Source organism: Rhizobium sp. Leaf321 (assembly GCF_001423215.1).
Lineage (GTDB): Bacteria > Pseudomonadota > Alphaproteobacteria > Rhizobiales > Rhizobiaceae > Neorhizobium > Neorhizobium soli.
The window spans coordinates 176,888-192,398 of the sequence record NZ_LMOF01000001.1; the positions used below are offsets into that span (position 1 = coordinate 176,888).

Annotated in this window: 12 protein-coding genes; 8 read left to right on the forward strand and 4 right to left on the reverse strand. The window is 59.4% G+C overall.

Annotated elements, in window-relative coordinates; translation table 11 throughout:
* Positions 1–10: 10 nt before the first annotated feature.
* The 3 genes from ASF70_RS00785 to ASF70_RS00795 all read right to left on the reverse strand — a co-directional run bounded on the left by ASF70_RS00785 (position 11) and on the right by ASF70_RS00795 (position 3,875).
* Positions 11–1,723: a dihydroxyacetone kinase family protein gene (locus tag ASF70_RS00785; protein WP_062576600.1), complete on the reverse strand. Its 1,713-nt coding sequence runs from the start codon at positions 1,721–1,723 to the stop codon at positions 11–13.
* Positions 1,724–1,734: 11 nt separating this feature from the next.
* The gene (locus tag ASF70_RS00790; protein ID WP_062576602.1) at positions 1,735–2,673 is read right to left on the reverse strand and encodes a sugar phosphate isomerase/epimerase family protein; all 939 of its coding nucleotides are present in this window, start codon (positions 2,671–2,673) and stop codon (positions 1,735–1,737) included.
* Between the two features lie 164 nt (positions 2,674–2,837).
* Entirely contained in the window at positions 2,838–3,875 is a 1,038-nt protein-coding gene (locus ASF70_RS00795; RefSeq protein WP_062576605.1) for a 4-hydroxythreonine-4-phosphate dehydrogenase PdxA, read from the reverse strand.
* Between the two features lie 169 nt (positions 3,876–4,044).
* Between ASF70_RS00795 and ASF70_RS00800 the strand changes: the two genes are divergently transcribed.
* From ASF70_RS00800 to ASF70_RS00835, 8 genes are all read left to right on the forward strand, one after another.
* On the forward strand, positions 4,045–4,725 hold the full coding sequence (locus ASF70_RS00800; protein ID WP_062576607.1) for a GntR family transcriptional regulator: 681 nt from the start codon (positions 4,045–4,047) through the stop codon (positions 4,723–4,725).
* 110 nt (positions 4,726–4,835) lie between these two features.
* Positions 4,836–5,615: a DeoR/GlpR family DNA-binding transcription regulator gene (locus ASF70_RS00805; protein ID WP_062458661.1), complete on the forward strand. Its 780-nt coding sequence runs from the start codon at positions 4,836–4,838 to the stop codon at positions 5,613–5,615.
* Entirely contained in the window at positions 5,612–6,382 is a 771-nt protein-coding gene (locus ASF70_RS00810) for a triose-phosphate isomerase (RefSeq protein ID WP_062458658.1), read from the forward strand. Before ASF70_RS00805 ends, ASF70_RS00810 begins: the two co-directional genes overlap by 4 nt.
* Positions 6,383–6,394: 12 nt before the next feature.
* Positions 6,395–6,850: an RpiB/LacA/LacB family sugar-phosphate isomerase gene (locus ASF70_RS00815; protein WP_062460374.1), complete on the forward strand. Its 456-nt coding sequence runs from the start codon at positions 6,395–6,397 to the stop codon at positions 6,848–6,850.
* Positions 6,851–7,324: 474 nt separating this feature from the next.
* A complete protein-coding gene (locus ASF70_RS00820) occupies positions 7,325–9,196 on the forward strand; it encodes an ABC transporter ATP-binding protein/permease (protein WP_062458656.1) in 1,872 nt (623 codons plus the stop codon).
* A 121-nt stretch (positions 9,197–9,317) separates the two neighbouring features.
* Entirely contained in the window at positions 9,318–9,680 is a 363-nt protein-coding gene (locus ASF70_RS00825) for a response regulator (RefSeq protein WP_162237932.1), read from the forward strand.
* A gap of 591 nt (positions 9,681–10,271) precedes the next feature.
* Entirely contained in the window at positions 10,272–12,707 is a 2,436-nt protein-coding gene (locus ASF70_RS00830; protein WP_082471689.1) for a PAS domain-containing protein, read from the forward strand.
* A gap of 321 nt (positions 12,708–13,028) precedes the next feature.
* Positions 13,029–14,576, forward strand: coding sequence for a cryptochrome/photolyase family protein (locus ASF70_RS00835; RefSeq protein ID WP_062576610.1), 1,548 nt, complete (start codon positions 13,029–13,031; stop codon positions 14,574–14,576).
* A gap of 238 nt (positions 14,577–14,814) precedes the next feature.
* Here ASF70_RS00835 and ASF70_RS00840 read toward each other — a convergent pair whose 3' ends face one another.
* A complete protein-coding gene (locus ASF70_RS00840) occupies positions 14,815–15,510 on the reverse strand; it encodes a hypothetical protein (protein ID WP_062576612.1) in 696 nt (231 codons plus the stop codon).
* Between the last annotated feature and the right edge of the window lies 1 nt (position 15,511).

The window sequence follows — 15,511 nt, forward strand, 5'->3', positions numbered from 1 at the left end:
CTTTTCAGGGTCAGCGGCGGCTGGCGATAAAGCCGGCAGCAAGCTGCGCCACCATGGACAGCGATACAGCGCCGGCATCCGGATGGCCGATGCTCTTTTCCGCAAGCGGACGCGCACGCCCGAGCCGCGGCGTGAGTGCGGCTGTTGCTTCGGCGGCCGCGCTCGAAGCGTCGGCTGCAGCCTTGAAGGCTTCCGGCAGGGACTTGCCGGCCGCGGTCTTCTCCGTCAGCGTCTCGACGAACGGAATAAGCGAATCCACGAGCGTCTTGTCGCCGATACGGGCGCGGCCGAGACTGGTGACGGCATCGAGCGCCCTGCGCGCGCCTTCGGCAATCGCCGCTTCATCAGGCACGTCGTTGTCGCTCAGTGCGCTGCTCCACGACCGCAGCAACAATCCCCAGATCGCGCCTGATGTGCCGCCGGCACGGTCAGCCCAGGCATCGCCGCCCAGCGCAAGCGTCGTCTGCGCGCCGGCGCCAGCCGATACGGCAGCGGCCATCGCCTTAGCAGCGGCATCGGAACCACGCTGCATTCCCTGCCCATGGTCGCCGTCGCCGGCAATCGCATCGATGCGTCCAAGCTCGGATTCCTTGTCCGTGAGCATGGCGGCAATCCTGGCAAACAGATCCGAGATGCAGGCGGCCGACTTTCGCGACGCTTCGGATGCCGCCGGGATGACCGGAGCAGCTTCCTCATCGGTGATGACATCGGTGCGCAATTCAGCGACTTCAGGCCGTCCGCGACGAAATGCCGGCGCATCGCAGGGTGCCGCCCAATAGCGCTCAAGCTCTTCATCGAGCCAAGTCAGCGTCAGCGAGCAACCCTGCATGTCGAGGCTGGTGACGAATTCCCCGGCTTCCGGCAGGACGATCTGAAGGTCGGACCCGGTGAGTTTCTTCTGGACGGCGGTCCACAGCACGAAGAGTTCTTCGTATTTCGTCGAACCGAGACCGTTGAGAATGGCCGCGACGCGCGTGCAGCCCTGCGGCCTTTCGGCCAGCAGTTTGTCCGTGAGAACATCCGCGAGGTCCGTCGCGCTCGCGATATCCTGCTCGCTAATGCCAGGTTCGCCGTGAATGCCGAGGCCGAGAGCCATCCGGCCTTTCGGGACCGTGAACAACGGCTGCTTTGCACCTGGAAGGGTGCAGCCTGCAAAGGCGACGCCGAACGAAACCGTGCGTTCATTGGCATGCCGGGCGATACGCTCCACCTCGTCAAGCGAAAGCCCCGCTTCCGCCGCCGCTCCCGCTATCTTGAAGACCATGAGGTCGCCGGCGATGCCGCGGCGCTTGGCGTGTTCGTCAGCCGACGCACTCGCAACGTCATCGGTCACGGCAATGATGCGCACATCGATGCCTTCGGCACGAAGACGCTCTGCAGCGACCCCGAAATTCAGCACGTCGCCTGCATAATTGCCGAAGCCGAGAATGATGCCGCCGCCATTGTCGGCATGGCGGCAGACACGTGCAACCGCTGCCGTCGATGGAGACGCAAACACGTCACCTGCAACCGCTGCATCGGCCATACCCTGGCCGACATAGCCCGCGAAAGCCGGATAATGACCCGAGCCGCCGCCGACAACCACCGACACTTTGCCATCAGGCACTTTCGTAGCGCGCACGACACCGTTGGTGATGAGACGCACGTGGTTGGGATAGATCTGGCAAAAGCCGGCAAGCGCAGTCGAGGCGAATTCGTCTGGAGCGTCAAAGATCGTCGTCATGTAAGCGGTCCTCAATTACGCGGCAGGATGCGCCGGAGATAGTCGCGGTTGGTCGCGCTGACGGAAAGGCCGTCGCCACCATAATGCTCGCACAGGAACGGGCTGTTGAAGCCGTGTTCCAACGCAAGCTTGATTGCTGTGCGATAGTTGATCAAGCCGGATTCGAGCGGAACCGGATGGCTGGCGATCAAGCCCGCCTGCTCGTCCTCGATCCGCATGTAGTTCTTGACGTGCCAGTATTTGGCGAAAGGCGCGACTTTCGTCATCATCTGCAGCCAGTGCTCGACCGGCCGATGGAGACGGATGAGATTGCCGAGATCGGCGTTGATGCCTACGTTGGCCAGACCGACTTCCTCGACGAAGCGGACAGAACTGTCCGCCGTTCCGAGATAGGTGTCCTCGTACATTTCGAGGGAAACCTCGATGCCGACCTCTGCGGCGTGCCTGCCGAGTTCGGCAACGCGGGCCACCGCCTTGTTCCACGTCGCGGGATCATCGCGGTTTTTGGCACCTTGTTCGGTCCAGAACCACAACGCGCTTTTCTGCTTGTCCGTCAGCGGCTCGAAAAAGCCGAAGGAAACGCTCTGCGCGCCGATCTCGGCGGCAGTCTCGATGACGCGGTGGCTGTAGGCAAGGTAATCGTCGCCGTATTTATCGTCGATGACGCTGCGCCGCGATGTCGAGATTGCCGGGATGGTCATGCCTGCATCATTCACGACCTCGCAGAACGCACGACGGCGATCAGCCGAAAGATCGGCGACGCGGAGCCAGCTGTCCGTGGGATCGAGTTCGGTAAAGCCTGCATCTGCGACTTCGCCGACAGTCTTGGCCCATTCCTCGACGGTCTGATCCTGAACCGAACGACCGTCCGGCAACATATTGGGGTATTGAATCATTGCGGCCGCGATCGGCCAGGTCTCACGCGTCCACTTGGGAGCTGAACTTGTCATTGTCGTCCTCCAACCGCGACGCCACCGCGCTCTTGATGGCGCAGGGAAGCCGCACACTCTGACAGTTGGCAGCCGGCGTTCAAGCCGACCGACATGCGCCAAGCCCGCGTCCTCTCGGGCTGAGATGACCGGCCATTCACGGCCGGTCATTTATGATCAAGTGATCACGCGGCCTGTGCTGCCAGGCGCTGGCGCTTTGCCATACGGGTCGCAAGCAGGATCGCTTCACGGGTCGCGCCGATATCGGCAATGCCCTTGCCTGCGATGTCATAGGCCGTGCCATGAGCCGGCGTGCAAAGCGGGAATGGCAGGCCACCCATCATCGTCACGCCCTTGTCGAAGCCAATCAGCTTCATGGCGATCTGACCCTGGTCATGATACATGGTGAGGACGGCGTGATAGCCTTCCTTCATGGCGCGAAGAAACACGGTATCGGCCGGGAACGGACCCTCCACGCCGTAACCGCGCGCTTTCGCTTCGGCAACGGCGGGTTCGATAATCTCGATTTCTTCCATTCCGAAGCTGCCGCCATCGCCCGCATGCGGGTTGAGACCGGCGACCGCGACGCGCGGCTCATCGATACCGGCGGCCTTCAGGCAAGAAACAGTCAGTTCGAGTTCCGACAGAAGCCGGTCCACGGACAGGTTGGCAGCCACCTCCTTGAGCGGGATGTGCGAGCTGACACGTGCGTTCCAGATCTTTTCGAGAACGTTGAACTCGCGGATCTTGCCCGTGAACGACAGGACGTCCGAGACGAAACGGATTTCGTCATCGTAGCCCGGATAGGCAAAGCGCATCGCCTTCTTGTTGAACGGCGTGAAGCAGACCGCATCGGCCTTTCCGGCATGGGCGAGCTCAAGGGCGGTGCGGAAGTTGCGCGTGGCGAACGTGCCGCCGGCCAGCGTCGCTTCGCCGCGCTCCACCTCTTCCGGAGCGAGATGGCCCAAATCGACAAATGCGTGCTTCGAGCGATCGAGACCCGAAAGATCATCGAGCGAAGCCGAGATCAGATCTGGCTGAACGCCTGCTTCCTGCGCGCCCTTATCGAGAATGCGCCGATCGCCGATCACAACGATATAGGCTTGCTCTCTGATGTCATCCAAAGCCAGAAGCTGTGCGGTCAGTTCGGGGCTGATACCGGCCGGGTCTCCCATCGCAAGCGCAATGGTGGGACGGCTATCGTGATGCTGGGTGATATCCATGGGTCAATTCTCCTACCTCGGTGAGGACGTTTCTAAGCCATCCGGAATCGCAGGACAAGTCTTTTGCATTTTGTATGCAGCATTTTTACGTTTGGTGCCGTTCGGGTTCTGGTATAATCCTGGCGAGACGCTTTGATCATCACGGCGGTCCAGAAATCGAGCTTTCAAAATGAGTGATACACTGCCCGAATTGCCTGTCTCGCCATCCGGCCCCATCCGGCGGACGGCCTTGCACGACACGCTCGTCACTCGGTTGCGCGACATGATCATCGAGGGCGAGCTTGCCCCCGGTTCGCGGATGCACGAAAGCCAGCTCGGCGAACAGCTGGGCGTTTCGCGCACGCCGCTGCGGGAAGCGATCAAGTACCTTGCCAGCGAAGGGCTCGTCGAACTCATTCCAAGCCGCGGCGCGATCGTCAAAAGGTTCAGCGGCAAGGATGTGCACGACATGCTCATCGTTCTGAAGAACCTGGAGGAGCTTGCCGGAAGCCTTGCCTGCGAGACCGCGACGGATGACGATATCGCACGGGTCAGGCAACTGCATGACGAGATGCGGGCCTGCTACGACGTGAAGGATCGTCTGCGCTACTACAAGCTCAACCAGGCCATCCATACCGAAATCTGTCGGATCGCGGACAACCAGGCACTTAGCAGCGTTCAAGCGCAACTGCAGTCGCGCTTGAAGAGAATCCGGTTCATCGGCCACGAGGGTCCGGACAAGTGGTCGGCGGCCATGGCTGAGCATGAGGAGATGATCGTCGCGCTCGAAGCGCGGGACGGGAAAACCTTGTCAAAGGTATTGGGGCTTCATTTGCTCAATGCGTGGCAGCGCGTCAAAGACGCGATATAGCGCAAGTCGAAATCTCCAGAGCCAACATGGCTGCCGCAAAATCACATCCATAATGTTGATTATAACAATATAGGTGTTATATCCGTTTCATCCCACGCGGACGGTCTCGGATGAAGCGCGAAGAACGACACCAACGGATCATCAATCTGCTGATCGAAAAGCGAACAGTCGATCTCGACGATCTGGCGGAGCTTTTTGCCATCTCCAAGATGACCGTTCACCGTGATCTGGACGAGCTTGAGCAGGCAGGGGTGCTTCGCAAAGTGCGCGGCGGCGCAACGATCGACGCAGGTACCCAGTTCGAGAGCGATTTTCGGATCCGCGAACGTCAGGATCATGCCGCCAAGCACGCCATCAGCAAGGCAGCTGTCGATCTGGTCGAACCCGGCATGACCGTCATGGTCAATGACGGATCGATGGCGGCCGTGCTCGGCGAGGCACTGGCCGACAAACGTCCGCTGACGGTTATCACCAACAACGCGGCCGTCATGGAGCGGCTGAAAACCGAGACCGGCATCACGCTGATCGCCCTCGGCGGCGTCTATTCGCCCAAGTTCAACGCATTCTTCGGCGTGGTCACGGAAGAGGCTTTATCGCGGCTGCGAGCTGACGTTGCGTTCATCTCAACCCCGGCCGTCGCATCGGGGCAGGCCTATCACATGGACGACGCCGTGATCCGGGTTAAACGGGCGATGATGGCATCGTCGGCGCGCGCTTACCTGCTCGTCAACCACGAGCGGATTGGCCAAACGGCGCTACATGTCCTCGCCGGTCTCGATCAATTCGACGCCGTCATCACCAACCATCAGCCTGAGGCCCAACTGCTTCGAGACATCGAAGACACGGGCGTCACACTGACCATCGCATCGTCGGGAGGATCACATCCATGACCACATCGCCAAGCTTCTGGATCGGCACCAGCTGGAAGATGAACAAGACGCTTGCCGAAGCTCTGGAATTCGCGGCTGCCGTGAAGGCAGCTGATGAAGACAGGGATTCGCGCATCCAGCGATTTGTCATTCCGCCATTTACCGCCACGCGCGAGGTCAAGGCTGCCCTTGCCGGAACCTCCGTCAAGGTCGGCGCGCAGAACATGCACTGGGCTGATCAGGGTGCCTGGACCGGCGAGATCTCGCCGCTGATGCTGAAGGACTGCAAGCTCGACATCGTCGAGCTCGGCCATTCCGAGCGGCGCGAGCATTTCGGCGAGACGAATGAAACAGTCGGGCTGAAAACCGAAGCAGCGGTTCGCCACGGGCTCATCCCGCTGATCTGCATCGGAGAGACGCTCGCTGATCGCGATAGCGGCAACGCACAGCAGGTCCTTGCGGATGAGGTTCGCGGTGCCCTTTCCAAACTGTCGGGCGACCAGAAGAATGCCGAGATCCTGCTCGCCTACGAACCGGTCTGGGCGATCGGCGAGAATGGCATTCCTGCCACCGCAGATTACGCATCCGCCCGCCATGCCGAGATCATTGATGTGGCGCAGTCCATCCTTGGACGCCGCATCCCCTGCCTCTATGGCGGGTCGGTCAATCCCGGCAATTGCGAAGAACTGATTTCGAGCCCTCATATCGACGGGCTCTTCATTGGCCGTTCCGCCTGGAATGCCGAGGGCTATCTCGACATCCTGGCAAAATGTGCCGCCAAACTCTGAGGAGACATGACCATGAAGCTTGCAATTGCAGGAGACAGCGCCGGCGAAGGCTTGGCAAAGGTTCTCGCTGATCATCTGAAGGACCGTTTCGACGTGCACGAAGTATCGCGTACCGATGCCGGTCCCGATGCGTTCTACGCGACGCTTTCCGACCGGGTCGCCTCCGGTGTCATCGACGGCACCTATGACAAGGCCATCCTGGTTTGCGGAACCGGCATCGGTGTCTGCATCTCGGCCAACAAGGTCCCCGGCATCCGCGCCGCACTGACACATGATACCTATTCGGCTGAACGCGCCGCCCTCTCCAACAACGCCCAGATCATTACCATGGGCGCCCGCGTGATCGGCACCGAACTGGCCAAGGCGATTGCGGACGCCTTTCTGGCGCAGACTTTTGACGAGAACGGTCGCTCGGCCGGAAATGTCCAGGCGATCAACGAGGTAGACGGGAAGTACAACGCCCGCTGAACCTTTTCCGTGACCGGACAATGTCCGGTCACGCCCTCCTCCCCGACTGACAGATGTCGACACAAGATTCACGTGTCCTTTTCCGCGGCCATACCCCGTCGAAGCTCGCTCAACGGGCAGGCCTACGGGCGACTGGAAACCTAGTCCCCACACCCCTCAAAAATCCTAGTGTCTATCGTCTTTCCGGCGGTAGGAACCTTAATGTTCCAAACTACGTTTCTGCGCCACCTGCGGGTATCAGGGGAGGAGAAACGATGATTGAACATAGCGTTTTCGCACAACGCCACTTTGGCACTCCAGCAAAGCAAATCATGTTTGACACGAGAGCGATGGCCGCAGCGCAGCTTGTCGCTTTAGCCGCGCCATTCGATCCGCAGGCATAGGCCACACCTACCCCACCTGCTTTCCGTTTCCGTCAATCTTTCTACAGTTTCTAAGTGCGCTGCCCAGCGGACGATCTCGACCGGAGTGTCAATGTCAGAAACCACCTCGACCAAGCCAGGCGCAACAGCCGCCACCCTTACCCCGGAACAGGCAGAACAGGCACGGCGCGCCTATCTTCTCAAACGTTTCTGGGTCAGCGCTCGCGGCTACTGGGGTCGCGATGGCGACAAGATCGCCTGGGTATGCTCGATAACGCTTCTCGCGCTCATCGGTGTCAACGTCGCTTTCCAGTATGGTATCAACGTCTGGAACCGCGGACTGTTCGATGCGATCGAGCAGCGGAATGCCGATCAGGTCTATTCGCTAGGCCTTCTGTTTCCGCCGCTCGTGCTTGGAAGCGTCGCGCTCGTCAGTTCGCAGGTCTATCTGCGCATGCTGATGCAGCGCCGCTGGCGCTCGTGGCTCACGAAATCATTGATCTCTCGGTGGCTTACGAATGGACGCTACTACCAGCTGAACCTGATCGGCGGCGATCACCAGAACCCGGAAGCCCGCATTTCCGAGGATATGCGGATCGCGACGGAATCGCCCGTGGATTTCACGTCAGGGGTGATTTCGGCTTTCGTGTCGGCGTCGACCTTCATCGTCGTCCTGTGGACGATCGGTGGCGCGCTGACGATTCCGATCGCCGGAAATTACGTCACCATACCTGGCTTCCTCGTGATTGCGGCGGTCGTCTATGCCATCATCACATCGAGTTCGATCGCGGTCATCGGCCGGAACTTTGTGAAAGTGTCCGAGAATAAGAACCAGGTCGAAGCGGAGTTCCGCTATACGCTGACGCGCGTGCGGGAAAACGGCGAGAGCATTGCGCTGCTGGGCGGCGAAGAGGAAGAGCGCAACGATCTCGATCGGACCTTCGCAAATGTCCGTCAGCAGTGGCGGCTGCTTGCGTGGCAATATATGCGCACGTCCTTGGTCTCGCACGGATCGATGCTCATTGCACCGGTCGTTCCGGTCCTGCTCTGTGCCCCAAAGTTCCTCGATGGCAGCATGTCACTGGGTCAGGTCATGCAGGCGGCATCGGCATTCACAATCGTTCAAGGTGCGTTTGGATGGCTGGTCGACAACTATCCCCGTCTCGCCGACTGGAATGCCTGCGCCCGTCGCGTAGCCTCGCTGATGGTTTCGCTTGATGGTCTGGAACAGGCCGAACAGAACGAAACTGTGGGACGGATCAAGCATGGCGAAACTGAGGGCGACACCATGCTCAGCCTGAACGAGGTCTCCGTCTCGCTTGGCGACGGCACTGCCGTTGTCAAGGAAACGCAGGTGGAGATCGGGCCCGGCGAACGCGTCCTCGTGGCGGGTGAATCCGGTTCCGGCAAGAGTACGCTGGTGCGAGCCATTGCGGGGCTTTGGCCCTGGGGAGAAGGAAGTGTCAACTTCCGCAAGGGCCAGGAACTTTTCATGCTGCCCCAGAAACCATACATCCCGTCGGGCACCCTGCGTCGCGCCGTCGCCTACCCGAAACCGGCAGACACATGGTCGGCAGAAGAAATTCATGTTGCCCTCGACAAAGTCGGGCTCGGGCACCTGCGCGACAGGATCGAGGACGAAGCGCCATGGGACCACACGCTGTCAGGTGGAGAGAAGCAGAGGTTGGCGTTTGCCCGGCTTCTCCTCAACGACCCTGACATCATTGTCCTTGATGAAGCGACCTCCGCTCTCGACGAAAAGACGCAGGACAAAATCATGGAGATGATGATCGACGAGCTGCCCAATGCCACAATCCTGAGCGTGGCACACCGCGTAGAGCTCGAACAGTTTCACAGCCGGAAGATCACGCTCGAGCGCCGGGAGGGCGGGGCAAGGCTGGTTAGCGACGTCGATCTCGCGCCTTACACACGCGGCCGAAACGTCTTGTCGCGACTTCTCGTTCGCCCGATCATCAAGCCGTAGAGGATGTGAATGAGAGTTCGGCTCAGATTCAGGCAACGCCTGTGTAAAAGTCGGAACTGATGCCTCGCCAAAATGTTCAATTGTACGGTAACGTACAGAGAATGTGATGCCGAGGTCCGAAATGAGCCAAGCCGGAGTTATTCTCGTCGTTGAAGATGAGCCCGTCCTCCGATTTATATTGGTGGAGGAGTTGCAGGATGCCGGGTACGAGGTGTTCGCCGCGGTCGATGCAGCCCAAGCCATAGACATCCTGGAGAGCAACTTCGATATCCAACTTCTCCTGACGGATATCGACCTGTTTGCCGAGGGTGAAGGCGTGGAACTCGCTCGGATGGTGCGCGATAGGTGGCCCCCGATCCGGATCATCCTCACGTCGGGAAACTGGACGCTTCAACAATCCGAGCTTACGTTTGCAGAACGCTTTATCCCCAAACCCCATGGGCCGGGCGTACTTCTCCAGACCATCAGAGAGTGTATGCTTTGACATGCTCTTATGGAACCATTTTGCGCAAACGGCGTTATGCAGAGCGACCAAGGGATGACTCCGCGTTTACCGTTACGACGCGAGGGATTGCTTGAGGCGACGAATTCGACTGAGACCTTTGCATAAATGACAATGACCGGGGCCCCGTCCGACGCACGGGATGGAGATACGAAACCCATGCACCGCAAATTGCTTGAATCGTTTTACGGCTACGGTGCCGCAACAACAGTCGTCGCTGTTGGTCTTTTGGCGGTGTGGTTAATTCGGTGACCTCTTGCGCCGTACCGAGGGCTCGCTGACTCATACCGGTCCGCCAAGACGCCGCCTCTGGTTTTGCCGGCGACAGCAGTTGCGCGAGAAGACCGGCTTCTCGGGAATATTCTGCGGAAACAACTCTTCGCCTTAGAGGTTGAACACAGACTGTGGCCACCATCCTCCACGCGTCAAACACCGTCTCCCCACCCCTCCCGTTTTCTGTTAGACCCGATCTCCAGACTGAAGCCATTAAACTGAAATGAGCGTAGCCTTCATGTGCCGAACAGCCAGTGAGCCTCTGACGTGATGCAGATCCTTTCAGAGATAGAAGGCGAAATGGCTTCGCGGATTCGCGCGGTCGATTGGAACACAACCAGCTTAGGACCTATCGAGGACTGGCCGATAGAGCTGCAGACCACGCTGGCCTTGTGCCTCAATACCGACCTGCCAACTGCCATCTACTGGGGAGACGAAATGCGTCTCCTTTATAACGATGCGTGGTCGCCGATCGCTGGAGAGAAACACCCGTGGGCATTGGGTCGCCCCGCGTCGACCGTCTGGGCGGACATCTGGGATATCATAAAACCGCAACTCATGGCCGTCGTCGAGACGGGCAAGGGTTTTCGTGTGGCCGATCAAATGCTGCCGATGCTTCGCGGCGGACGCGTTCAGCATACGCATTGGGACTACAGCTTCGCACCGATCTTTTCGGCGGAAGGTCGTGTCGTCGGGGTTTTCAACCAAGGTACCGAGACGACCGCCCGCCTCTCTGCGCAACGGGCGTTGCGGGCGAGCGAAGAGCGACTGGAATACGCACTCGGCGCCTCAGAAACTGTCGGGACGTGGGACTGGGACATCCCGAACGACAGCGTGGTGGCCGACGCGCGATTTGCCAAGATCTACGGCGTTGAGCGGAGCGTTGCCGCCAGCGGCGCTCCGATCGGTGCTTTTTTCCGTCTGGTTCATCCCGATGATCTGCCGGCCCTTCAATCCGCGATCGACGAAGCGCTGAAGACGGGCACTATATTTTCGCAGGAATACCGGCTCGTCGACGCGGATGGTTCCGTCCGGTGGGTGACTGCCCAAGGCCGCGTCACGCTTGCGCCGGACGGTACACCATTGCGGTTTCCGGGTGTGTCATTTGACATCACCGATCGCCGCGTTGTCGAAATCGCGCTGCGGGAGAGCGAGGAACGCTTCCGTGCGATCACCAATTCGATCGACCAGATGATCTGGGCCACGCAACCCGACGGCCACCACGATTATTACAACCAGCGTTGGTACGACTTCACGGGCGTCCCGCAAGGCTCGACAGACGGCGAGGAATGGAACGGCGTATTCCACCCTGACGATCAGGATCGCGCCTGGTCCACCTGGCGTCGCAGCCTCGTCACAGGAGAGCCCTACCACATCGAGTACCGCCTCCGACATCGTAGCGGTAACTATCGATGGGTTCTCGGCCGCGCGCAGCCTGTGCGGAAGGAGGATGGCGAAATCAGCCGCTGGTTCGGGACATGCACCGATATCCAGGACATCGTCGATGCACGCGATATTCTGTCGAAGTCCCGCGAGCAACTGGCGCGTGAAGTGGAAGAAAGAACCGCGAAGCTGGTCGACGCGCAGGACCAGTTGCGCCAGGCGCAGAAAATGGAAGCCGTTGGTCAGCTCACGGGCGGCATCGCGCATGACTTCAACAATATGCTGGCCGTCATACTGGGTTCGATCAGCCTGCTCGAAAAGCGGTTGGCGCGCGGTGAGGTCGATGTCGGCCGCTACATCGAGGCCGCAAAGGATGGCGCAACGAGAGCTGCGTCGCTGACGCACCGCCTGCTCGCTTTCTCGCGACGGCAACCGCTTCAGCCGGAGGTGATCGACCCCAATCGCATGATTGCCGGAATGTCGGAATTGCTGACCCGCACGCTCGGAGAGCATGTTTCCGTGGAAACCGTCTTGGCGGCCGGACTGTGGAAAGTCTATGCCGACAGCAGTCAGCTGGAAAACGCCATTCTCAACCTCGCCGTCAATGGCCGCGATGCCATGCCCCGCGGCGGCAACCTGACGGTCGAAACCGCAAACTCGTATCTTTCCGACGAATACGCGCAGGACAATGCAGTGGCAGCCGGGCAATATGTCATGATTGCCGTATCGGATACCGGAACGGGGATGACGCCCGAGGTTATGGCGAAGGCTTTCGATCCGTTTTTCACCACCAAGGAGGTCGGCAAGGGATCGGGTCTGGGACTAAGCCAGATCTTCGGCTTCGTCAGGCAGTCGAGCGGGCACGTCAAAATTTATTCGGAAGAGGGCGTCGGGTCATCTATCAAGATCTACCTGCCGCGGCATCACGGTGAGGTTGAAGCTCCCGTAAACATCCAGGGCGTCGTCAAGCAGCCGGGCCGGGGCAGCGTTTCCGAGACGATCCTTGTCGTAGAGGACGACCAGCGCGTGCGCGTTTTCTCCACCGAGGCGCTTCGGGAACTGGGATATACCGTCGTCGAAGCCGCATCGGGCGAGCAGGCGCTCACCTTGATCAGGGCAGGTCTCAAGCCGACCTTGTTGTTTACAGATGTCGTGATGCCGGGGATAACAGGCCGCGAATTGGCCGACGCCGCCAAGGTTCTGATGCCGGAATTGAGTATTCTCTATACGACTGGCTACACCCGCAACGCCGTTGTCCATAACGGCGTGCTGGAGGGTGGAACGCACCTCTTGCAAAAACCCTTCAGCCTCGATCAGCTTGCTGATAAAATACGGAAGGTGCTGGACCAGTAGCCTTCGCGAATGAAGCGGGGGCGGCGTGAGGAGCGTTCGAACTCGGGGGCTGGACCGACGGGCAAGCCTGCCTGCGCACAGCTGCGGTCCGATCAGAGATTGGACAATCGACGAGCGAAATGGGAGGCGGCGGCGCGTACACTCGCGCCGTCATCATTGGCCTGTGATTTTCGCGTATAGCAATGCAACGCTTCGACCCCGTCGGCATTCACCGGATAGACAAGATCGACATGCTCCCTCTTCGATCCCGACCTCCGCTCTTGCAGGGGTTTGGCGGAAAGGCACGGTATCCGTCATTATAGAAGAGGGTCAAAGCAAGCTGTGAAGCCAACCCGCAACCTCATTTTCATTCTTGGCGATCAGCTATCCTTGTCGCTATCGAGCCTTAAGGGTGCCGATCCCACGCAGGATATGATCCTGATGTGCGAGGTGGTGGTGGAGGCGACCTATGTCGAGCATCACAAACTGAAACTCGCCTTCATCTTTTCCGCAATGCGCCATTTTGCCGATCAGCTGCGTGCGAAAGGCTTCTGCGTCCGGTACGTGCGGCTTGATGATCGCGACAATTCAGGCTCCTTCACGACCGAGCTTTTGCGCGCGATTGCAGAGACGTCACCCCGATCGATCATCGTCACCGAAGCTGCCGAGTGGCGCGTTCTTTCGGCCATGGAAGACTGGCAAGCTCTGGTAAATCTGCCGGTAGAGGTGCGGCAGGACACGCGGTTTATCTGTTCGACGACGGAGTTCAAAGCCTGGGCCAAGGACCGCAAGGCTCTGACGATGGAGTATTTCTATCGGGACATGCGGCGCAAGACCGGCCTGTTGATGAACGGTGACCACCCCGAAGGTGGCCGGTGGAATTTCGACAGTGAAAATCGCAAACCTGCCAAACCCGACCTGTTTCGCCCGAAGCATCATGTCTTTCCGCCCGACGCAGCAACGCAGGAGGTTCTTGCGCTCGTCGAGCGCACGTTCCCGAACAATATGGGTTCGACGGAGAATTTCTCGTTTGCAGTGACCCGCACCGATGCGGAGAAGGCAGCCGATGGATTCATCCGCGATTTCCTACCGAATTTTGGCGAAACGCAGGACGCGATGCTGGCTGAAGAGCCGTTCCTGAACCACGCGCTTCTCTCCTTCTACATCAATGTTGGACTGCTCGATCCGCTTGCACTATGCCGGGCTGCGGAGCGCGCGTATTTCGAAGGACACGCGCCGCTGAATGCGGTCGAGGCTTTCATCCGCCAAATCATCGGCTGGCGCGAATATACCCGCGGCATCTATTGGCTGAAAATGCCGGGATACGAGACAAGCAATTTCTTCGCCGCATCCCGTCCCCTGCCGGACTTTTTCTGGAGCGGTGAAACGGACATGGCCTGTATGTCCACAGTGATCAAACAGACGATTACCCATGCCTACGCGCATCATATCCAGCGTCTGATGGTGGTCGGAAATTTCTCAATGCTGGCAGGCCTTGATCCCTACGCGGTTCATCGCTGGTATCTGGAAGTCTATGCCGACGCCTACGAATGGGTTGAACTGCCCAATGTGATCGGAATGAGTCAGTTTGCCGACGGTGGGTTTATGGCCTCCAAGCCATACGCCGCAGGCGGCGCGTATATTTCTCGTATGTCCAATTACTGCGAAAGCTGCCGGTATGACGTGTCGCGGAAAACTGGCGAGAAAGCCTGTCCCTTCAATGCCTTGTACTGGGATTTCCTCGCCCGTAATGCCGAGTCACTGTCGGGCAACCACCGTTTGGCGCAGATGTATGCGTCATGGCGACGGATGTCGGCAGGAACGCAGCAGGCCTATCGCAACAGCGCTTCTGCATTTCTCGGGAAACTGGATGACGGAAGCCGTGTTTGACCGTGTGGCAATAGGCCGGCGACGGAGCATCTGAGGAGCGCCCTCGCAGAATGAATGGATCCGATCGCCGACGGGTTCCGTGTCTCTACCCGCAAGAGTGAGCCGGGATCATGCGGAATGGTCCTCCGCTCTCGGAAGGAAAAACAGGGCAGAGGCGAACCGGGTTCACTTGTTCCTTCGAGAACTGGTCGCGACCGCCTTCCTCGAACGATCTGACGCCCGGTCCGGATGGACGAACCTATCTCCCCATTTTGTCGCGCAACGATCGACCGAGATGACAATCTTGCGCGTAAGATAGGACCTCACGGGCAAGGACTGGGTTCGCCAAAGGCAAACGCCGCCGCAGCGCAGCGCCTTTCAAGGAGCATACCACCGCAAGATCCGCTTTCAGCGGTACTGCCGCGAGGGTAAGGCTCGGCTTCGTCAGGCGGTTGTACAAGCGGAACCGCGCCGCAATCGTGTTTTCTTCTGCGGGGGCGTAAAGCTGCGACAGCGTGACGAGCTTTGCGATTTCCTCTGGCTGTTCCCCGACCGCTTGCCTGACCATCGCATACCGGACCCAGAAGTTTCCATCACTCGGGAGGCAGTGAAGCGCAAAGCGAACCACGGTCTCTGCCTCCCCAAGCGCGCTCGACCAGTTGTCGTAATCGACATCCGGGCTTTGTGTATCCAGCCGGAAGAGCGTAACCGTTACAGCTGCTTTGACGAACTCGCTTTGGCAAACATCGTCTCTGAGAAGCAGTCTCATCTGCGGTAGAGTTCCTTCGAGCAACTCCCGCGAGACCGGTTTGTCGCGTTCAATCTGGGCCGCGATGTGTCGCATGGTCCCGAACCGGGCGTAGCGTGAGATCTGTGTCACCGAGATCGCCAGGCTTCCCATGCAGAGCAGGACGACCGCTCCGATGAGAAGCGGTCTGCGACCACGCCGCGTCATT

Excerpts from the sequence above, each read along its gene's own strand:
- ASF70_RS00785 (WP_062576600.1), bottom strand. The coding sequence starts at position 1,723 with ATGACGACGATCTTTGACGCTCCAGACGAATTCGCCTCGACTGCGCTT.
- ASF70_RS00790 (WP_062576602.1), bottom strand. The coding sequence starts at position 2,673 with ATGACAAGTTCAGCTCCCAAGTGGACGCGTGAGACCTGGCCGATCGCG.
- ASF70_RS00795 (WP_062576605.1), bottom strand. The coding sequence starts at position 3,875 with ATGGATATCACCCAGCATCACGATAGCCGTCCCACCATTGCGCTTGCG.
- ASF70_RS00800 (WP_062576607.1), top strand. The coding sequence starts at position 4,045 with ATGAGTGATACACTGCCCGAATTGCCTGTCTCGCCATCCGGCCCCATC.
- ASF70_RS00805 (WP_062458661.1), top strand. The coding sequence starts at position 4,836 with ATGAAGCGCGAAGAACGACACCAACGGATCATCAATCTGCTGATCGAA.
- ASF70_RS00810 (WP_062458658.1), top strand. The coding sequence starts at position 5,612 with ATGACCACATCGCCAAGCTTCTGGATCGGCACCAGCTGGAAGATGAAC.
- ASF70_RS00815 (WP_062460374.1), top strand. The coding sequence starts at position 6,395 with ATGAAGCTTGCAATTGCAGGAGACAGCGCCGGCGAAGGCTTGGCAAAG.
- ASF70_RS00820 (WP_062458656.1), top strand. The coding sequence starts at position 7,325 with ATGTCAGAAACCACCTCGACCAAGCCAGGCGCAACAGCCGCCACCCTT.
- ASF70_RS00825 (WP_162237932.1), top strand. The coding sequence starts at position 9,318 with ATGAGCCAAGCCGGAGTTATTCTCGTCGTTGAAGATGAGCCCGTCCTC.
- ASF70_RS00830 (WP_082471689.1), top strand. The coding sequence starts at position 10,272 with ATGGCTTCGCGGATTCGCGCGGTCGATTGGAACACAACCAGCTTAGGA.
- ASF70_RS00840 (WP_062576612.1), bottom strand. The coding sequence starts at position 15,510 with ATGACGCGGCGTGGTCGCAGACCGCTTCTCATCGGAGCGGTCGTCCTG.